The following is a 23,343-nucleotide window of genomic DNA, read 5'->3' as shown; positions in this document are numbered from 1 at the left end:
TCACGTTGTCACCTGCCAAAACGAGTCTGCAGGTGCAGTGCTTGTCTCTGCTTTTTTCTCATATTTCTTTAAAAGATCCGCGATGTCTGTTTTTTCATTACTTGTTTTTTCCGTTTCACTCTCCGTGCTGTTCCAGCCGCCCAAAAGCAGGTAGTGTTTTTTTCTGAATTCCGGCGGCTGAGGCGCCCGGTGATGTTCCCGCTGCCTTTCACCTCTGTATTCTTCAACGAGGATATGAGCATTTGTCCCGCCGTCAGGAAATGAACTCTGAGCTGCGACGCGGGGTTTCTTCTCTGAATGCCAATCAACGGGTTCACGATTAAAATGAATACGCGACGCTTCAAAGTCATAATGTTCAAATGGCTCACGCGCTGATAAGAAAGGCGGAATCCGCTTATGATAGACGCTCAGCACACATCGGATGAAGCCCGCAAGACCTGAAGACAGAAGCAAATGCCCTACATTCGGTTTCACCGATCCGATCCGGCAGGGCAGAAGCGTTTTCCGGTTCAGCTGATAGACATCTGAGAGCGCCTTGATTTCCACCGAATCAACGATTGGGGAACCGCCTCCGTTCACTTCTATATATCCAATGTCTTCGGGCGACTTTTCCGCCATGTCAAGCGCAGTTTGAATGGCGTCTCTCTGCGCTCTTATATTCGGTGAACCGGGACCGAGCGTCCGGCCGTCATTGTTTACCGAGACGGCTTTTATGACGCCGTAAATACGGTCTCCGTCCCGCACCGCATCGCTCAATCGTTTGATAAAAACCGCCCCCGCTCCTTCTCCGAGCACTTCTCCCGCTGATTCACGGTCGAATATATGAAACACGCCGTTCTCATTTAAAATATGGCGCGCTCCGAATAACCGGTGCGCGGACGGAGATAAGAGCAGACTCACCGAACCGACTAAGGCCGCGTCAATCCTTCCGGCCAAAAGGGCGTCTTTTGCAAAGGACAGCCCGATCAGCCCCGAGGAACATGCTGTATCCACGACAAGGCTCGGCCCTGTAACATTCAAAAATCGTGAAATGTTGGCCGCCAAATAGTTTTGCCCCGCCCCCAAAATCGGGTTAGGCGCCTGCAGGATATGTTCCATACCGGCTGAAGGCTGCGCCCTGCCGCCGATGTACACGCCGACTTTCCGGCCCGATAAATCCTTTTGGCCGTACCCGGCATCATAAACGGAATGAACCGCTTCTTCTAATATGATCCGCGCCTGCGGGTCCATAATTGCCGCGTCTTTTTCAGAGATGCCGAAAAAGCCCGCATCAAACATGTCGATATCATCAATCCACCCCGCATAATCCTTTGCATGTGCTGTTGCATGCCAACGCGTTGCGGGGACAGGCCGGATGGCGGTGTTTCCTTTCATCAGCAGCTCCCAAAAAGCATCCGTTCCGCCCGCCCCCGGAAAACGGCAGGACATGCCGACGACGGCAATATCGTCTTCGGTATCCGCTTTCGGCTTCATGGATGTTCTCTCTTCAGCAGCGGCGGTTAAATCAGGCTGTACGTCCCTGTCTTGAACGAAACCATTTTCTTTTGTCACAAAATCGGCTTCATGATGCGCTGCGAAATAGTCAACCATTTCTGTAATCGTTTGATATTGAAGCATTAAGGACGGTGTTAACTTTATGCTGATCCGTTTTTGCAGTGATTGAACCAATTCCGCAAAGAGTATTGAGTCAATCCCGTATTCATCAAACGGCATATCATCTTTTATCTGCTCATCCGTCATTTTCAGTTCTTCGCTGAAAACGGTGCGCACCCATTGACGAATCGTATCCTTCACCTTTTGGTCACCGGCAGTGCTTTTTTTCACGGGAGCTTCAGATTTCTTCACCTTCAGAAGATCACCAAAATCAGCCTCACTGTCTTCTGGAACACAAGGAATTCCGCAGCTTTGTCCGTTTAATATGATGTAATCTAAAAGCTTCAGTCCGTCTTCGGCAGACAGCCTGGAAAGTCCTGATTTTTGATAAGCAGGAGTTTCCGGCAGGCCTTCAGCCATGCCGGTTTCTTTCCAGACGGGCCATTGAACGGCTTTAACAAACACGTTTCCTTTACCTGCCTGATGATTTGCAAAAGAGTCCATAAATGAATTAGCCATCGCGTAGTCACTTTGCCCCGCAGCAAGCGAAGGGATCAGACCCGAAACGGATGAGAACAAAATAAAAAACGACAGCGGCTCATTCTGAACGGCTTCATAGAGACCGCGAAGCCCTGTTACTTTCGGCGTGCAAACGCTTTCGATTTCAGTTTCGGTTTTGTTATAAAAAGCGGGGTGTTCTCCCATTGCACCTGCGCAATGAAAAACGCCGGTAATCGGTCCCATCGTGCCGCGGATGCTGTCCGTCATGTTCCGGAGCCCCTTTTGATCCGTAAGAGAAACGCTGTAATAACGGATCTCCGCGCCCCGCTCGGCTAACCTCTGCATCCGCTCGGCTTTTTCCGGGAGAATGCCGTCCTTTTTCATGTCTGCCCACTCTGAGGAATCGGGAAGCGGCTCCCGCCCCATGATGACCAGTTTCCTGCATCCGCGTGAAACGGCATGCTCCGCCGCAATTGCGCCGATCCCGCGCGATCCGCCCGTTATTAACAGCACATCATCAGACGAATAGGAAAGCTCAGGCGCCGCCGAAACATTCATACCCTGCTTCAGAAACGGCACATAACGGCGATTCAGCCTGTAGCAGCATTCACTGCCGCTTTTGGCCCGCGGCTGTAAAAATTCAGTCTCAATCTGTCTGCTTAATTCTTCTGTATGCTCAATCGCACAATCGCTATCTATCGTAAAAGAATGAATGTTGGCATACTCAGCGCCCAGCATCCGGTACAGCCCCGCCGTTTTCGCCCCTTGCATTAGAGGTTTACTTTCTTTGAAAGGCTGGAGGCGGTGTGTCACTTGGCTGAACACAGCGCCGCTATGACGGAATGATTCAAGAGCCTGCTGTAAAAAGGCAAGCTTTCCGTGTTCTATCTCTTCCTGCCGTTCATATTCCGCGTCATATGCGGTTATGTCGACGACCCCGAGTATCTGTTTGTTTTGAAGAGACTCCCGCACTCTGCCGTAAAGGTTTCGCCCCGATGCGGCGGCGTAATAATCGGCGCCGTCTTTTGCCTGATGGATGAAACAGATCGTTTCAATATGGCTGTTTCCTTTAAAAAGAGCATCGGCCAATCGGCGCGTCTTATCCGTTGCAAGTATCATTACTGTTCCTGATAATGCTTCAGATTCCGCCGGATCTTGCTGCTTCCAGTCTTTTTGAAGAATGATCTTTTGGTTTTCCGCCGGTTCGTCTGTCTGTTTCCGGATATCCGCGGGCACAGGCACCCAATACCGCTCCTTCGCGAACGGATATACAGGAAGGCTGACCCGTTTCGGCTTCTCTCCTTCGTATAACAGGCTCCAGTCAACGGCGGCTCCTTTTGCCCACTCAGTGAGCAATCTGGAATATTGCTTGTTTTTCAGCAGCTCGGCCATTCCACTTGATGAAATATCATCTTGAGCACGTCCGCGGAAACATCCTTCAATTTCTGTTTTCCGTTCAAGCACATCCTTCAGTTTCGCTTGCAGGCCGCAAACGGATGTAACGATCAATGCCAGCCGTTCAGGCATCGCTTCTCTGCCAGCTTGAAGCGTGTAGGCCAGGTCTTTAAGGTTGACTTCTTTTTCCCGTAAAAAGCGGTCATACCGTTTGACATATTCTAATAGGCGTTCTTCATTTTTTGCCGAAAGCAAAAACAGAACCGGCTCGTCTTCCCGTATACTCACTGATTTCTTTTCAGCCTGCGGCGGCAGATATTCTTCTATGACAAAATGGGCATTGCTCCCGCTGGCGCCAAAAGAACTTAAACCCGCTCTTCTCGGCTGGTCAGGATGTGACGGCCGCTCCCATTCTACCAGCCGGTCCGCCACATAAAACGGCGTGTCCGGAAACGGAATATGGGGATTCAGCGTGTCCGTGTGCAATGACGGAAAGATTTCTCCATGCTTCAGCTGCAAAAGCACCTTTGCTAATCCGGCGATCCCGGCGGCTCCTTCTAAATGGCCGATATTTGATTTGGCAGAGCCGATGGCGCAAAAACGCTTCTTGTTTGTCCATTTGCGGAATGCGCGGCTCAGCCCTTCAATTTCAATCGGATCACCCAAAGACGTGCCTGTTCCGTGGGCTTCAATATAGCTCAATGTCTCCGGATCAACGCCGGCACTCTGAAAAGAATCTGTAATGACTTCCGCCTGTGATGCCGGATCAGGCACGGTCAAACCGGATGTTTTTCCGACATGGTTTAAAGCGGAGCCTTTTATGACGCCATATATCGGACAGCCCATTCTTTCCGCTTCTTGAACGGTTGTCAGTAACACCGCGCCGACGCCTTCTCCCGGCACATAACCGTCACCGCCGTCGGCGAAGCTTTTGCAGACGCCTTCTGAAGACAGAAATCCGGCATTCGCCAAAAACGCATATTTATGCGGGTGTGTGACCGCATTCACACCGCCGGCAATGGCGAATTCGCACTCCCCCCTTTTAATGCTTTCACATGCCAAATGTATGGATGTGAGCGAAGAAGAGCACATCGTATCAACAGCCATTGACGGCCCTGTAAAGTTCAGGCAGTGAGACACGATATTCGGAACAGAGGCAGGCGTCACGCCCATAGACAGCGGTGTGCCCCGCTGTGTAATTTCAGCGCCGAACAGCTCATAATGGCTCCAAAACACACCTGCGAATACCCCGACGCGTTTTCTTTTTTGTGAAGATGGCCCGCGCGCCGTTCTGTCCTGATAAAAACCGGCATCTTCACAAGCTTCCCAAGCCGTCTCTAAAAACAGCCGCGCCTGCGGGTCCATCATTTCAGCCTGGCGCGGAGTCAGATTGAAAAACAGCGGGTCAAAGCTGTCTATGCGATCTAAAAATCCTCCGTAACGGTAGAACTGATCTGCTTCATATGAGAAAGAATAACCTTTCCATCTGTCTTTCGGCATTGTTGTAATGCAGTCTTTACCTGAGCGCAGATTTTGGTAAAATTCATCAATGCTTCCCGCCTGCGGGTATCTTCCCGCCAATCCGATTACCGCAATATCATGCTCTTCTGTATGTCTCTCTTGTTTTCGGCTTCTTCTCTTGACAGCTGCGTTGGATAATGAAGATCCGTTCTTGTCTCCCTTTGGACCCAATCGGCCCATGCTTTCAGTTACAGCCGGCTCTTTCCCGTATAAAATAACGGATTGCAGCTTGCCGAGTCGCAGCATATATTCAAGTGAAGCCATCCCTTCCCCGGCCGGTAGCGGGCTGGTGCCTGTTGCATCATTCATGATCTCTTTCATCAAGCTGTCAACCTGCATGCCGCCATCTTCCCAAAGCGGCCAGTTGATCGTCATAGAAGCCCCGTTCCGTTCGCCTTTTTCCGCTTTGCAATCGCGATATTTCATATATTCATCCATAAAAGCGTTCGCCGCGGCATAATCTGTCTGGCCCGCATTTCCGGCCAACGCCGAGAATGAGGAAAAAACGGCGAAAAATTCAAGCGGTTCATGCCGTGAAGCTTCGTCCGCATGAATCAGGCCGCTGATTTTCGGCAGGAACACCTGCTTCAAGTCAGAACTGTCTTTTTGGATGATAAATTGATCTTTTAAAACACCGGCGCAATGAAAAATGCCCGTCAGCCGGCCGAAAGTCTCTGTAATCTGAGCAAATGCCCGCTCTGTTTCGGCTTTGCTGCCGATGTCCGCTTGAACGTAAAGAACTTCTGCTCCCAATGCTTTCAGTCTGCTGATCTTCTCAGACTGTTCCGGCGAACGGCCGATGAGTGCGAGCTTCACCTTTTCTTTTTCTGCAAGATGACGGGCAAGCAGAAATCCAAGACCGCCGAGGCCTCCTGTAATGACATATACGCCGTTTTGTTTCCAAGGAGACTGTGTCTGCCCGTCCAGTTTCTCAATACGTTCGAACAATCTGATCTGCCGCATATTGTCTTTATACCGAATGTCTGTGCAGCCTGCATAAGAGCAGTCTGCTTCTGTTCTAATGATTGCGGCCGTCTCACTTGGCAATCTCTCATTCTTGTCACAGAAGGTGATCACCTGAGTGCGAAGAGCCGGATTTTCCAGATGTGCCGTTTTCAGCATAGCCCCGAGAGCGGAAGACAATGCCGCTCCATTCTCAACGGCGCATACAAGCTGAATCAATGTATGTTCTTTCGGATGGTCTGTCAGTTCCCGTTTGAGCATACGAAATATACGCTCGGCATCTGCTCCAAACTGCTCATCTGCAGCCTCATGCTCCCTTTTCAGTTCTATCACTTCCGCTTCCGGGCAATGTATGCCGAGTTCACCGGTGAGACGGGGTTCTGCATCGGCAGCGATAATGAGATGACGGGTGTGTTTTTGCCCGTTCTGCACCGCCGTTTCCAGCGGATGATCTTTCCAGGCGGGTTCAAAAAACAGAACCTCATCAGCGATGTCAGCATCTGATGTATGCCGTTCTTCGGCCGAATCTTTCAGCACACAGCCCGCTTCATTGATAAGGTAATCCGCAAGGCGGCGGACAGATGAATATTCAAAAAGCAGTGTCGGATAAAACTGCTGCTGAAAAGTCTGCTCTAATATCTTTACAAGCTTCAGCAAATGCGCCGAGTCAAGCCCCATATCATAAAAGCCTTTCCGCACATCAATATCCTGTGCCGGACGATTGATCAGCCTGGCGATTTCCGACTTTATGTAAGTCACCATGTTTTGTTCCGGCGTTTGCTGTTCAGACACGTCTTCTGCGGCCACAGGACTTTCGGGCTCTCCACGGCCGCTTCTGTTCTGCTGAGGCGGCTTCTCTTTGTCTATCAGATGGGTAATCATATTCGCTTGTCTGACCCTTTTTACTGTCAGTTTCTCACATTCGGCCAATACGTTCCCTGCCCTGTCGTAAATCGTGAAGTCGGCCGAATAAACATCAGGTTCGCTGTCTGATACGCCGCTTTCAGTGTGGCTGTTTTTCATAGAATAAGTGTAAATCGTTTTCGGAAACGGCTGATACATGCAAAAACGATTGATCATAAAAGGAATATAAGGTGTGTCATTTTGCTTTTGGGCCGACAATGCAAAGGAAGAGCCGGCAAGGGTGGACGCATCTAAAAAAGCCGGATGCGCCTTAAATTTCTCCCGGAATCCTTCAGCCAAATCACTCAGAGTGAGCTCCATTAATTCTTCTTTATCCTGAAGCTGATAAACGGCCCCTTCATTTTTCATAAACTCGCCATGCTCAATATGGCTTCTTCTTGCAATTCCGTAAATGTCATGCATGTCCCATTTTCGGCTTGCGTTTTTCATGAACGCTTCAATATTCAGTTCTTTTGCCCGGGGCGTGTCTTCTTGCAAATAAAGCTGGCATTCCATATTCTCATCCAGGTTTCCGCCAAGCGGTGTGCCGTTTTTTGCTTTTTCGCTAGTGATCTCAACTTTCCAGCTGTCACGTGCCGGCGTAAAGGTGACATACAGGTGTTTATCAAACTCTTCAGATGTTACAACAGGCTGCTTAAAAATAATCTGTCTTAATTCTATAGGCCTTTCACCGAGATACCCGGCGGCGAGCCGATACAGCATATCTATTAAAGTCACGCCCGGGAGGACGCGGATTTGATGAACGCGATGATCCCGGACGATATAATTCGTATGGCTGATTTTCTGCAGGAACGTTTTGACTTGATCGGTGGCAACTGCCAATCTATCACACCTCGCTTATTTCAAACATTGCTTCTGTGCCCGCCTTATTTTCTTCCGCTTCGGACGACAACTGTGCTTTTTCAGGCCAATACCGCTGTTTCCGGTATACTGTCTGGCCGCCTTTCGGTTCCATGGCCGCTTTTCGCTCTTTCGGAATTCCTTCGTTGCTGACAATGATATGGGCGTTATTCCCGCCCAAACCGAACGCGCTGACCCCGGCCCTGAGTATCTCTTTTTTTCCGTTCCACCGCTTCAGCTCAAGCACAGGATAAAGCGGAGAATCATTAAATTGAAAGCGGGGGTTCGGTTTATGGCAATGCAAAGTCGGCGGCAGTTCTTCATTGGCAATCGCCAGCAAAACTTTGATGATTCCCGCCGCGCCCGCCGCACTCAGCAAGTGGCCGATATTGCTTTTGACGCTTCCTACACCGCAAAATTGTTTTTCATCGGAATAAGCAGACAAGACATTGGTTAATCCTTTTAATTCAATCGGGTCGCCGATCAATGTACCGGTTCCGTGCGTCTCTACGTATGTCATGGTGTCCGGCTCGATTTCCGCTGATTGAACCGCCTGCTCAATCAAGTCCTGCTGCGCCCGGGGATTCGGCGTCGTCACGCCCATTGTGCTGCCGTCATTATTTATCGCAGAGCCGTCAATAACGCCGTATATTTTATCTTCGTCTTCTATCGCTTTTTCGAGCGGCTTCAGCATCAGCACACCGCAGCCCTCTCCGATTCCTGTTCCGTCCGCATCGGCATCGAAAGATTTTGAACGGCCGTTTGGCGATAAGATTCTCGCCGCGCTCATTGTGAGAAAAGGTTTTTCATCAAGCAAAATGTCAACCCCGCCCGCAAAGGCCGCTTCCGCTTCTCCATTTTGAATAGCCTGCACGGCCAAATGAATTGCCGTAAGCGAACTGGAGCAAGCTGTATCTACGACCAGGTTGGGCCCTGTAAAGTTATAAATGTGCGCCATGTGTGCGGTAATAAAATTTTGCCCCGCGCCAATAATCGCGTCTTTTTGCAAATATTGAAATTTCTGATGAAACGCACCTGCCCTTGCACCGGCAAAAACGCCGATACGGCGGCCCCAGAGATCCTCTTTTTGATAACCGGCATCGGTCAAAGCTTCCGCGCTCACCTCGAGCCACTGCCTTTGCAGCGGGTCTATCATCGGTGCCAGCGTTTCTGAAATATTAAAATACTCCGGGTCAAATTGATCAATATCGTGAATAAAACCGCCCCATTTACTGATGCTTTTTCCCTCTTGATATTCACCCGGCTGATAGTGTTCCCCGGCGTTCCATCTGTCCGGCGGAACTTCAGTGACGGCATCCGTTCCGCTGCGGAGATTCTTCCAAAATTCTTTTATATCCCCCGCTTTCGGAAAATGACAGGCCATGCCGATGATCGCAACCTTTCCCCGTTTCCCGGGCTTATCTGCCGTTTTTTTGCTCCGTTTCGGCGTCTTCTGCAAAGGGACCTTCTCCGCGGAAACTGCTGCATCTGCCGAAAAAGCTTCCGGACAATGTGCGGCTAAATAATCCGCGAGCTGTTCTATGGTAGGGTGTTCCAGAAGGACAGTCGGATCAATTGAAACGGACGGCAGTTTTTGATCGATCTTTATCAGCACTTGAGCCAGAAAGATAGAATCCATTCCGTATTCCTGAAAAGGCACATCGATATCCATATGCGTTTCATCGATACTCAGCTCTTTTGCCAAAAGCGACCTCAGCCAAGATTGAATATCAGTCCGGTTATGTCCCCGCTTTTTGGTTTCAGGGGGTTTGGAAGCTGCTTTCATTCCTTTATTGGCGGCTGGCTTGGCGTTTTCCAGCGCTTTGATGTCCCAATCATGTTTCACTTGTGCCGGCAGCACGACAGCTCCGGGTCTTTCTCTTAAAATGTAGTCAAGCATCTTGAGACCTTCCGCGTCAGAGTGCCGCAGCAATCCCGTTTGCTCATAAATCCCGCTTTTTATATCCCTGCTCATGCCCGTCTCATCCCATGCCGGCCATTGTATGCTGATGATGCCGCTCTCATTGTTTTCTGCAAAATAGTCCATGTAAGAATTCGCCATCGCATAATCGCTCTGTCCCGCCGCAAGAATCGGGACGGCTGCCGAGACAGATGAAAACAGGACGAAAAATGCCGGCGCATCATCCTTTACACTCTCATACAGACTGTGAAGACCGTCTGCTTTCGGGGCGAGCACCCGCGCGATACTGTCTTTGGATTTGCGGAGAAAAGCAGGGTTTTCACGGTCCGCAATTCCCGCGCAATGCAGAATGCCTCCGACAGGTCCGAGCGTTGAGGTTACCTCTTTTATAAGCCGTCCGACGGCCTGCTTATCCGTCAGATCAACTGCTGAGACGCACACTTTTACGCCTTGTGATTCCAGCTGCCGGATAAGCTGTATTTTTTCCGAAACGACAGGGTCTGTTTGCTCAAGATCCCACTCGGTTTTCGGCGGCAGCTCCTTTCTGCCTGTCAAAAGCAGTTTCTTCACACCATACGCTGAAACGAAATGCTTGGCGCATAAAGCGCCGAGACCGCGCGTTCCTCCGGTTATCATCAGGACGGCGTCTTTTGGAAACACAGTCCGGTCTGTTTGCACGGCTTCAGGTTCAATCTGATCAGTCTGCCGAAGAACATAACTGAAGCGCATACCCTCCCTATAGCAAACAGCAGACTCCGTTAAGTCTGATTCAATTTCTTGTTTAATAAAAGCGGCTGTCTGCTCCAGCGGCTCTTCAGGATCAGTATCGGCGTGACAGGTGAGAATATGGCTGTATTCATGCCGCAGCATGCGATAAAGCCCCGCTTTTTCAATACCATGCATAGCGGCCGCCTTATTTTTGAAGGATTCAAGCCCTTTTGTAAGATAAAGCATTTTCATGTTTTCTTGTCCGCGGCCGTATTCAATCAGCTGCTGCAGCGATGCCACCCAGCTGATGTCCTGACGCTTTTGTCCGGAGCCGCAGCCGGTGAAGTCAATAAACCCGGAATAGACGGCCGCATTCGGACCATGTAAGAAAGAGATGAGCTGATTTTCCTGCACAATGTCAGCATCATTCAGCTGTTTTTTCACCTCGGCGGCAAGGTCTTTTGTATCCTCGGAAACGATGAGCGCTATTTTGCTGAATGGCTCGGATGAAGACACTGCCTCGCAAGGCTCCCATGTTTTCTGCAATAATACTGTTTTTTGATTCGAAAGCGGTAGCTGCTCCCGTTTCGGCACCCAATAGCGGTCTGCTCTGAACGGATAGGAGGGCAGGCTGATGCGGCGCGGCTTACTGTCCGTATACAGCTGCTCCCAATCTGTGTCAAATCCGTTTGCCCAGAGCCGCAGCACTTTCTTGTATTTCTTTTTCTCAAGCCAGGCGCTGACGAGGTCAGCGGCGTCTTCATCGTCTGAGAACATGGAAATCGTGTTATTCTCGCGTTTTTTACGGCCGCTGATGATATCTTCGCTGTTTTTTCCCAACAGAAACGCGTTCAGTTTTTCAGTCAGTTCCTCTGCGGAGCCTGCAATGATTCCCAGCCTCGCTTCCATCGCATCCCGTCCGGTCTGCAGTGTGTATGCGGCATCTGCAAGATCGATATGGCGGAATGATCCGTTTTGGATAAAATCGCGAAGGAGACGCGCTCTTTCTTTCAGCCGCTCTTCATTTTTAGCCGACAAAACAAAAAAAGATGACGCTTTCTCACAGGTTTCCTGCTGTTCCGTCTCACTTCTGCCCATGTATTCTTCAATAACGATATGCGCATTGACGCCTCCGAAACCGAATGAGCTTACACCCGCCCGGCGGGGCAGGACCCGGCCGTTTTCATCACGCAGCGCTTCCCACTCCTTTGTTTCTGTCACAATGTAAAACGGGCTGTCCTTCAATTTGATATGGGGATTGATGCTCTCGCAATGCAGACTTTTGGCGAGCGTCCGATGTTTCAGCTGCATCAATACTTTGATAACGCCCGCAATGCCTGCCGCGAGCTCCAAATGTCCGATATTTGTCTTCACTGAGCCTATCCCGCAATATCCGCCCGGAGCCCCGTCTGTTTGGAAAGCTTTTTTCAATGCATTGATCTCAATCGGATCTCCGAGTGCCGTTCCTGTTCCGTGCGCTTCTATATAAGTGATGGTTGACGGGTGAATACCGGCTTTTTGATAAGCGCTTTTCAGCACATCCGTCTGAGCCTGCGGATTCGGCGCGGTAAGCGACGCTGAGCGTCCGCCGTGATTTTCCGCTGTACCGCGGATGAGGCCGTAGATGTGGTCCCTGTCACGCTCAGCCTCTGAAAGCTTTTTCAAGACAATCATGCCGGCACCTTCTCCTCTGACATAACCGTCAGCCTGATCAGAAAATGTTTTGCAGCGCCCGTCTTCACTGAGCATGCCTGCTTTTTGAAAACCGATATGCCCTTCAGGCGTGACGATCGTGTTAACGCCCCCTGCGACCGCCATATCACAATCTCCCGTTTCAATGGCTTTTACCGCGCGGTGAATGGCGACTAAAGAGCTTGAACAAGCGGTTTCTACCGGCTCGCTCGGCCCGTGGATATCAAGAAAATAACTCATCCGGTTCGGCCCGACGGACGGCACGATTCCCGTCATCGTATACCCCTCGACAGGAAGACCCGCCTTATTGATTAAGGTTTGATATCCGCTTCCCAGTGTGCCGGTGAAAATGCCGGTTTTTGTTCCGGCAATCCGTTTTGCTGAGTACCCCGCGTCTTCAATGGCTTTCCACACATACATCATTAATAGACGCTGCTGAGGATCCATCATTTCAGCTTCTTTCGGAGATATCCCGAAAAACAGCGGGTCAAACCCGGCGATTCCATCTATAAAACCGCCCCATTTAATTGACGTTTTATTTGCATCCGCTGCCGGATCGCCGTAATATTCGCGCCAATCCCAGCGATCTCGTGGAATTTCTGTGATGCAATGCTCTCCTTTTTGTAAACGTGTCCAGAATTCATCTATGTCTTTCGCCTGCGGAAAAATACCGCTGATTCCGATAATGGCTATCGGTTCGGTTTTTTCTTCTGATTTTCCTTTTACGGACACGGGCGTTTCCCGCTTGACATGAACGGCCGCCGGAGCTTCAGCTTTTCTTATTCCGGCTTTTGGAGCGGTTTTTAAACTCTCTCTTTCTAAGCCGCTGAATGCTTCTTTCCATTCAGATATCAAATGGCCGCTCAGTTTGCGCAATGTTGGAAATTCAAAGAAGATAGTCGGGCTGAGCTCAAGCTGATAAGACCGATTTAATAGATTTGTAAATTCAGTGAAAATGATCGAATCAAATCCGTATTCCGTCAGTTCGCTGTCAGCCTCAATATCTTTCATGCTTACCTTTAAAAGATCTGATACATGCCGCTTTAGTTTCTCTTGAACCTGATCTTTCAGATCTCTTGCATCTGCCACTGCCGGAGCTTTTCCGGCGGCGCTTTGTTCTTCGCCCAGATCGAAAATATGGCTGCGAATCCGTTTTTCGTCGCCTTCTGCCACCATGACCTGGTGTTCTCCGGAGGCAAAAGCGGCGTAAAGCGCTTGGATGCCTGATGCCGATCGCATGGCTTTCATTCCGGTCTGTTCGTACATCAGCCGTTCGGTCTCTTTGTCCACACGCATACCGCCCTCTTCCCAAAGCGGCCAGTTGACGGACAGAGTCTGCCCGCTCCGCTCGTTGTCCCGCACGAGATGGTTCCGGCGGGCTGCATAAACATCCATAAATGCGTTGGCTGCCGCATAACCGGCCTGCCCCGGATTTCCCATGCCTCCCGCCAAGGAAGAAAACAGGATGAAAAAGTCCAGCCGCACATCTTTCGCTGCTTCATCAAGATTGATAAGCCCTTTCACCTTCGGCGCCATGACGGTCTTCCGTTCGTTTTCTGTCTGGTTCAGAATGTAATTGTCAGCGATCACGCCGGCGCCGTGAATGATCCCGTCGAGTGTTCCGTGCTCCTCCTGTATGCCGCGGACGAGGGCGATGACAGCCGCCCTGTCTGTCACGTCAACCGGTTGATAAAATACGCGGGCACCCGACGCTTCCAAGCGCCGTAAGCGGGCGGAGCGGTCTTCATCAAGCGCTTCCGCCCTCCCCGTTAATACAAGGACGGCATTTTTGACGCGGGAGGCTATTTCTTCAGCGAAAATCAGTCCGATGCCGCCCGCTCCCCCGGTGAGGAGGTAGACCCCTTCGTCTTTCCACGGAACGGTGCCGCTTTGAGAGGCCGGCAGATGACGCCAGTTTCTGACGAGACGTTTGCCGGCTTCATAACGGATTTCCGCTTGTTCAGGGTGCGCCCGATTTTCTTTCAGCTTGGCAAGAAGCGATGATGCTGACTCGTCCGGATCGGCTTGGATGACTTGGCCGTACAGCTTCGGATGTTCAAGGTGAGCCGTTTTCAGAAAAGCGGCCAGCCCCGCCAATACATTGTCTTCCCCCCTGTCGGGGACAAGAAGCTGGATCAGCGTTTTTTTCTTCTGTTTTTCTTTGATAAGACGCGTGACGATCGCTGACAGCTCCGCCGCGCAGGCGTCATAACAGTCTTCAATCGGACCTTCGCCGTCAGCCGCACATACGGCGCCGCTTATGTCCTCAGCGTTCATTCCGCCATACAGCGTCACGTATCTGAAAGACTCTTCTTGTCCGCCGCCTTCATCCGGCGGTGATTCCTGCCACTTTGGCTGAAGCAAGAGCGGTTTTTCCTCCGTGTCCTCTTCCAGAAAACGGGCGGTGAGCCCCGTCAATCGGACACATACCGCGCCGTTTTCATCACACAGCTCAATATGAAAGGCGCCGTCCTCTGAGGAAAGCACCGCCCACATCGTCTCACGGCACGCAGAAAACACCTGCATATCCCGGAGGGCAAACGGCAGGAACGGCCGTCCGGACGCAGAACCGTCTGAGAGCACGAGACCGATAGAAGCCTGAAGGGCGGCGTCCAGCATGCTTGGATGCAGGATGAACGGCTCCTTTTCTTCGCGGGCGGACGGCGGAAGAGTGAGCTTTGCGAGCACTTCTCCGCTTCCGGCATAGACGGCGTCAAGCGCCTGATGAGACGGTCCGTAGGTGATGCCGAGGCTGTCGAATGCTTCATAGCACTCAGCCTTTGTCAAGTGACGGCCGCCGCAGCGCGCCTGAACCGCTTCCACATCGAGAACAGGAGCACGCTCCGTCTCTTCGAGCACGGCCTTTCCCTGGAAAAAGACAAGCGGCTCTTCTCCTTCGGCATACGCTTCAAAAGCAATGTCTCCGTTTTCTTCCGGCTGAAGCTTCACATGAAGCGTCACTCCTTCAGAAAGCGCCGTCACCGGCCGGAGCCAAACGATCTGTTTGAGCCGGACACCCGTTTTCCCGCCCGGCAGGTCTTCAGCAGCCAGCGTAACGGCGGCCCGGGCCATTTCTAAAGCAGCCGCGCCCGGAAGCACCGGTTTTCCATTGACGATATGATCGGCAAAAAACGGTTCATGCCCTGAAAAAACAGAAGTAAAGCGCTGGGCGGTAAAGGTCGATGTATTCGCATGGAGCAGCGGGTGGAGCTTTTCACGTTCAGCTGAATTCCGGCTTTCAAGCTCTCTCTGAAGACGATCGGACGCCCAATACGTCTGTCTGGCAAACGGGTAGCCCGGCAAATTGCCGATTCGCGGCAAAGGTCCGCCATAAAGCAAGTCCCCTTCGATTTCATAACCTTGACAATAAAAATCTGCCAGCACGCATAACAGCTCCTGATACTTTCTATGGTCAGAATATGAGGCGCTGCACTTGCCGAGCACTTCTATTATGTGCTCCTGAATATGCTGACGGCCTGCAAAGTGCTGCGGTACTTTTCCCGAAAACACATAAGGATGATGTTCATTAAGCTTTGCCTGCTTCCATACATACACTGCGTCATCAGCATCTTGCACTACGATGGCGGCGCGATGGTTAAAGTGATGCCGTCCTTTTAACAACGTATAGCTGAGCTGGGCCAGATCATTTTCTTTCAGTCCGCCATTTTCCGCCCAAGTGATCATATCTTCGATTTTTTCCTGAAGGGCCTCCTCTGTTTTTGCAGACAAAGTAAGTAAATATGCAGGGGCATCACGATGAGGTGAAGCATTGCGCTTATAGCTTTCCATAACGATATGGGCATTTGTTCCGCTCATCCCGAATGCGCTGACTGCCCCCATTCGGTTTTTACCCGGCAGAGAAGGCCACGGTTTACCCGTTTTATTCACATAAAAAGGACTCTTCTCCCAGTTGATATAGCGGTTTTCCCCGCTGCAATGCAGACTGGCGGGAATCATTTCACGGGAAAACGCCTGTAAAAGACTGATCAAACTGACAATGCCTGACGCGGCAAACGTGTGGCCGATATTGGTTTTAATTGATGTGAGCGCGCAAAAAGCTTCTTCGTTTGTATAGGCAGAAAATGCGTCATAAAGCGCGTTAATTTCCACCGGATCACCGAGTTTTGTACCTGTACCGTGTGTGACGATATATTCGATATCTTCAGGGTTGATACGCCCCCGGTCATAAACGGAAGTAAGCAGCCGGGTCTGCGCGACGCCGCTCGGAGCGGTAATTCCGTTTGTTTTCCCATCATAATTGATGCCGCTCCCCCGAATCACCCCGTAAATCGGATCACCATCTTTTTCCGCCTCTCTCAGCGGCTTAAGAACAACCGCCGCGGCCGCTTCCCCCGGAACCATGCCGTCAGCCCTTTTATCAAACGCGAAGCATTTCCCGTTTTCCGACAGCATTCCGGCTTTATCTATCGTTTCAAAAAAGTCCGGGGTATTCATGATATTCACCCCGGCCGCAACAGCTGTTGTGCACTCTTTATTCTGCAGGCTTAATACCGCCTGATGGACAGAAACGAGCCCCGAAGAACATGCTGTATTTATCGCCATCACAGGACCGGATAAATTCAAGTGATAAGCCAGCCGCGCCGCCAAAATACCGTTATGATGAGACGTGACATTGCCTTTGTCCCGTGTTAAAAGGTGATAATCTCCTTCTTCCGCCCCCACAAACATACCGATCGTCTGCTGCCTGATGTGACTGGCGCCGTAGCCGGCGTCCTCAAGGGCCCTCCACGCTTCCTGAAGAAGCAGCCGCTGCTTCGGATCCATCGTTTCAGCTTCCCTCGGCGATATTTCAAAAAATAAAGGGTCGAATTCGTCCGCCCCCGGGACAGCGCCGAGTTTCCATTTTGAACTTGTGAAGCCTTTTTTTGCGACCGGTGCGACAACATCCTTTTCCTGAAACAGAATGTCCCACAGCTCGTCCGCCGTGCGCGCCTGAGGAAATCGGCCGCTTATGCCGATAATGGCAATGGAATCAGCTGCCTGACTGCCCTCGGTTCCGGCATTCAGCTTATTTCTTCCCCACTGCTTCTTTCGCTTTTCCGTTCCTGCCTTTTCAAAGACAGATTGATCTGCGGATTCAGGTTTCTTTTCTTCATAGACATGCTCCATGACGGACTTGTGTTCCGTCAGAAAATAGCAGACGACCTTCTCCAGTGTGGAATGTCCGAAAAACAGGGCCGGTGTCACTTCAATTCCGTAGTGAGCGGACAAAGAAGAGGCGAATTCCGCCAAACTGATAGAATCAAAGCCGAAATCAGCCAGATTGTCAGCGTCCGTCAGTCTGTTCTTGTCTATTTTCAAAAGCCCCGCCGCCAGTTCTTTCACATCCCAGCTTACGCATTCTTCCAGCGTGAAGCCTTTCATTTCACTCCGCCTTCCTGAAAACGGGACATTCCTGTTTACAGAACCCGAAATCGGCCGTTCGCCTTGATCTATCTGCAGGAAGCGTTTGGCCCTCGACGGAAAACCGGCCAGGACGAGATACTGGCTGGACGGCTGGACCAACAATGTTTCAAAAGCTTCGAGTCCTTCCTCTGTGTATAAATAACGCTGTCCGCTTGATTTTAAATACATATCGGTGCTTTCCGCCGTGCCGACATGCATCCCCCCTTCTTTCCAAAGCGGCCAATTGATTGCAAGTGACTTGCCGCTTCTGAGTCCGAGGCTCACAAGTTTATCCCGATGACGGACAAAAGCCATTTGGAAGCGGTTCCCCATCGCGTAGTCACAAGAACCGAAGTCTCCTAAAATCGCTGAAGAAGAAGAGAAACAACAGAAGAAGTCAAGCGGCTCCCGTGACAGAACCTGATCTAACACCGCGGTGCCGTCCGCTTTTGGCGATAAGACTTGCTGAAAGGTTTGCAGATCTTTCTCCAGAATGCTTTCAGTGCCTTGAAGACCTGCAGCGTGAATGACACCGTGAATCGGCCCGCATCCTTTCTCTTTCGCTTCTTGCAAACCTTTCTCCATCTGAGCCTGATCTGCGGCATCCGCCTGCACGTAAAACACCTTGGCGCCTGATTCTTCCAATCTCTTTATCTTGTTCAGCACCGGGCCGCCTGCCGCTGATCTCCCCGTCAAAATGAGCGTAACCGGTCCTTTTTCAGCAAAATATCCGGCAAATAACAAGCCTAATCCCCCGCATCCGCCGGTAATCAAGTACGTTTTCCCGCTTTTTATCACACGCTTCTCAACAGGGGCAATATCCGTCTGCTTCATTTCCATGACGTGACGAATTTCCCCACTGTACATGACACTGCGGAACGACTCGCTGTGAAGCTCTTCACATACGTTATGGATCAGTTTTTCAAACGGTCCTTTTTGTTCAAAATAAACCGCGGCCGTATCCGACTCCGGCAGGATCAGTTTCAGCGACCGTTCCAGCCCGATCCATGACTCGGCGTAACTGATATCGGTATCGGTCCCGCACTGAGCGGAAAGAAGGATTCGCCTCGGTTTAGAACGCAAAGAAGCAGCTGCGCGGATCACATGATACAGAATGAAATAGTCTTTCACGGCCTTTGCATCTTCAAGCGGCCATCCATATAAAACGGCATCCGCTTTGCCTGCAGCCGTTTCAATATGCCGAAACGTTTCTTGATATGCTTGTCCGTCAGTGATTTTAATTTGATAATGCGTGTTTGAAAGCTTTTGAGTTTCCTCACCCTGTGAAATAAAAAACACGCCGGCTCCCGGATAAAGGGATTGTAAAGACTGATAAGCATGCTTTCTGGCAGCTTCTCCCGTAAGAAAACAGATGACCGTTTTCAGCTCTTCATGAATGGATTTCTTCAGAGGCTGCTGCGTCCATATTTCTTCAAATATCATCATCTCGGATTGTTCCTCTTGCCCGTGACCCTGCTGAGACGGCTGTCTCATGCTCACCCCTTTGATTTCTGCGCAGACAGTGCCGGTTTCGTCACAAAATTGAATGTTACAGCCGGTTTGATTCTTTTTATTAATATACATCCACATGCCGGATGAGCACGGACGCATGACGCGCAGCTCTTCAACCGCTTCAGGCACGATATGGAATGACGGCTCCGTTTTTGCCAGGACATGAAAAGCTGCGTCCAGAAATTCCGGCGGCAGATGATATCCCGGATTACGACCGCTTTCATCTGTGAGAGCAAGCTTCGCCCAAACCGCATTTTCTCCCGCATAAAGCTTTTCAACGGTGCGGAACTCCTTACTGATCGTTACACCTGATGTGCCTGGTGTTTCATAATCAAATGACAGCGGGCGGCAGTCTTTTTGTAAGGAGGCAATATCAAGCACGCGGGATGGCTGTATGTTCCCTTGCCCGATGATTCCATAATGATGCAGCTTCTCTTCGCCACTGTATATTTCATAACGGATGCCTTCCTCGTCTTCGGACAGAAGGGAGAGATTGACGCCCGCACCGTGATGTCCGCTGGTAATCGGGTCAGTCCATGCCGCTGTTCGGATCCATATCTCTTTTTCTTCAGAGCTGTCTGCCGCATGATGATAAGCCGCAAGCGCCATTTCTAAATAAACGGCTGCCGACAGAACCCGCTCCCCTCTCACATCGTGGAAAACGTGTTCCCGGCCTGTAAAAGAAGTATGATAGCTTTGCTCCGCCAAGGTTGACGTATTTTCATGCAGGAGAGGATGCACATAATCAGTTGTTCCTGTTTTTTGTTCTGCCCGCTTCATCCAGTAGCTTTCTTTTGCAAATGGATAAGACGGCAGACTGATACGATGCGGCAGCGCGCCTTTATATAAAGATGCCCAATCGACGGGCGTCCCGTGAACCCAGGCATTCAAAAGACTGTCAAATTGATGTTTTTCCGTCCAATCACTGACTGTGCCTTCCGTCTCCGTGACAGCACTATCACTCCGGCCCGTAAACACCCCGCTTACGGAACCAGCATGATTCAGAAAAGCAGTCAGCTTCTGTTCCAATTCAGAAACAGAGTCCGCTCTCATCGCCAGCCGTTCTTCCATCGGGACCCTGCCGACTTGAAGGGTAAATGCCGCGTCAAGCAGGTTCGCATCTGTAATTGTTCCGTTTCCGGCGGCATCCGACAGCAACAGAGCCCGCTCGCGCAAGCGGTCTTTATCTTTTGCCGATAAAACAAAAAGCGCCGGACGGCCGGTGTCTGTCGAAGTCATTTCAGCCGGTTCATACTCTTCTATCAGCAGGTGGGCATTTGCTCCGCCCGCTCCGAAAGAAGATGTACCCGCGATTCTCGGATATTCCCGTGTTACTCCTTCAGATTCTATGACCGGCCGTCTCCATTCCGCCGTTTCCTGCTGCACGATAAAAGGAGAAGTTTCAAAATCAATTTCCGGGTTCAGCTGCTTTGAATGCAGCGACGGCACCAGATATCCGTGTTTCATCTGAAGAAGAATTTTGGTGACCGCAGCAATGCCCGCCGCACTTTCCAGGTGTCCGATATTGGATTTAACAGAACCGATGGAACAAAATTGCTTTGCATCCGTATAGCGTCGGAAAGCCTTGGTTAACCCTGCGATTTCAATCGGATCTCCCAAGGAAGTGCCGGTGCCGTGGGCTTCCAGATAGCTGATCGCTCTCGGATCAATCCCTGCCCGCTCCATCGCCTCTGCGATCACTTCTCCTTGTGCATTCGGATTCGGAACGGTGAACCCGTTCGTTTTGCCGCCGGCGTTCAGAGCGCTTCCTTTAATGACACCGTATATATGATCATGATCTTCAACAGCCTTTTTCAACGGCTTTAACACGATACAGCCGACGCCCTCTCCGTCAACAAACCCGTCAGCCTTATCACCGAACGCTTTGCACGCGTTTGACGGTGACAGCATTCTCATAGAAGAAAGTCCGATATAATGAACCGGATCTGTAATCAGGTTTATGCCGCCGGCAATCGCGCATTCAGATGCACCTGTTCTGATGCTTTCTGCGGCGAGATGAATGGCGGTTAAGGATGAGGAGCATGCGGTATCGACCGCGATGCTCGGACCGTGAAAATCAAACACATAGGATACGCGGTTCGGGATAAAGTGGTAGTGGGCCCCTGTCGGATAGTTGCCGTTCATGACACCCGCAAAGACACCAACCTTTTTACCGGCGCATAGTGAATCAGGGGTATATCCGGCATCCTCAAGGGCCGCATAAGCGGTTTCCAGAAACAGTCTCTCCTGCGGGTCCATGCGCTCCGCTTCTTTCGGGGAGATTTTAAAAAACAGCGGATCAAATTTATCAATATCTGTTAAAAAGCCGCCCCACTTTGTATACATCCGGCCTTCCTTACCTTTTGTCTCATCATAGTAGTCCCGCCAATCCCAACGGTCTTTCGGAATTTCGGTGATTCCGTGTTCACCGGTCTTTAACCGTTCCCAGAACTCATTAACATTTTCAGCTCCGGGATACCGTCCGGCAAGACCGACAATGGCCACTTCAAGGTGTTTTGACGGCGGTTCGGAAGCGGGCGGCGCTTTTTCAGAAAAAGATGCCGCTTGGCGCTTCGCCAATCCGGCGCTTTTTTTGCGGCTTTGCTTTTTCTGTAATGTGTGCGGCGCCTTTTCGGCTTCTTTATTTGTCTTGAAAATCCCAGCCATATCATCCTGTCTTGAGCTGACGAGATATTCCGCTAATCCGCCGATTGTCGGATACTCGAAGAACAAAGTGCTGCTGATATCAGGTATGTCTTCCCGCACGCGGTTGGTCAGCTGTACAATTAAGATGGAATCGATTCCGTATTCTTCAAGGGGCGTATGGGCTTGAACGTCCTCAATCGGCATCTTTAAGATGGCGCTGACGATCTGTTTCAGATACTCTGTGCTTTTTTCAAGCAAAGAGCCGGATGATACCGCTTCAATATGACGGACTTCTTCAGAAAATCGCGCATGCAGTTCGCGCTCCTTCGTTTCAGCCAAGAATGCGGCAAGCTCTTCTATCGTCCGGTATTCAAAAAACAGCGTGCTGCTGATATCAGGGACGAGATCCCGCAGCTCATTCGTCAGCTGAACGATCAGAATAGAGTCAATGCCGTATTCATCCAGAGGAGCCAGCGGATTTATCTCTTCTGCCGGCATTTTTAATACGTTTGCCGCAGCCTTTATCAGAAAAGCCGCTGTCTTTTCCGAAAGCCCCTCTCCCGCTTGTTTGATGGGGAGCTGACGATCAGAGGATGTTTGCGGTACGTTTGATTGGCGCTTTTGCGCGGTGTAAGCTTCCCTGCTCTGCCTGATGACTCCGTTGCTTTTCGCCGTGATAATCTGCTGGGTGTGCAGACGTTCGTTTTCAGCCGGAAATTGAATGGAATGAAAACCTTCAGCCATTAAAACGGATTTCCATGTTTCCGGATAAAGGCCGGGGCACCCCGGAATCCGCAGCGCCTCGTCTTCGTACAGCCACCAGCCCTCTAATAAGCCGAATGTAACATGTGTAAACGGCGTATGCCCGCCCAGTTCATTAACAAGCAGCAAACCCTCCTTTTTCAATACGGCTTTTGCCGTCCGTAATGTTTTCCGGATATTTTTGGTGGCATGCAGCACGTTTGCGGCAATAGCGATATCGTAGGTTCTCAGATGGAATCCCTGGCCCGCCGCAGGCTGCTCCACATTAAACAGCTGATACGTCAAATACGGATTGTCCGCGCCGTATTCCTTTTCGGCATGCATTAAAAAAGCTTTTGACAAGTCGGTATAACAGTATTCCTGAATATGGTTTTGATAGGGGCGGAGCTTTTTAAACAGTGTGCTGCTCGTTCCGCCGGTGCCCGCTCCGATCTCCAGCAGACGGATGTTTGCCTCAGGATTGTTTTTAATTACATTTTCCACGTAAATACACGCTTCATTTGCCAGCACATCGTTGTAATAATCAGCGAGAATATTATGCTTATAGATTCCTTCAACAAGCTCCATTGAGGAATCGGGAAACATCACGTCAGTGGCTTTTATTTTGCCTGTTAAAATGTCAGGCAAAGCTTGAATGACGGTATCCGCCAGCAGTGCCTGCGCTTTCATATCCGGATCTTTCAGCCATTCGTTTTTCTTCTTATGCCACTCTTCCCAAACCGCGGCCGTTTCACCGCTTTTAAAATCGCTGTCTAAAAGACGGATACTTTCTTCCAGCCAGCGCTCATATAAAGGCAGACAGGAAGCCGCCGGCGCTTCGCCGGTCAGACCCATTGAACGCAGCGTCACCCGCAATACTTGCAGCAAAAGCCGATTCAATTCTTTCATTTGATTGCTTATTTCTGTTCTTAAGGATAACTGTGTACGGTCTTTTTGTTTGTCTCCCTTACCCAAAACCT

2 protein-coding genes are annotated in these 23,343 nt (G+C 50.6%); both read right to left on the bottom strand.

Annotation, left to right across the window (positions count from 1 at the left end):
- The gene (locus AR442_RS07175) at nucleotides 1–7,719 is read right to left on the bottom strand and encodes a type I polyketide synthase (protein WP_053284908.1); all 7,719 of its coding nucleotides are present in this window, start codon (nucleotides 7,717–7,719) and stop codon (nucleotides 1–3) included.
- Between the two features lie 4 nt (nucleotides 7,720–7,723).
- Nucleotides 7,724–23,338 (bottom strand): SDR family NAD(P)-dependent oxidoreductase, encoded by a 15,615-nt coding sequence (locus AR442_RS07170; RefSeq protein ID WP_053284909.1) that lies wholly within the window; start codon nucleotides 23,336–23,338, stop codon nucleotides 7,724–7,726.
- Between the last annotated feature and the right edge of the window lie 5 nt (nucleotides 23,339–23,343).

The sequence above is a fragment of the Bacillus velezensis genome (genome assembly GCF_001461825.1).
Lineage (GTDB): Bacteria > Bacillota > Bacilli > Bacillales > Bacillaceae > Bacillus > Bacillus velezensis.
The sequence above is the reverse complement of the archived record's forward strand: the minus strand, read 5'-3'. Positions and strand labels throughout refer to the sequence as shown.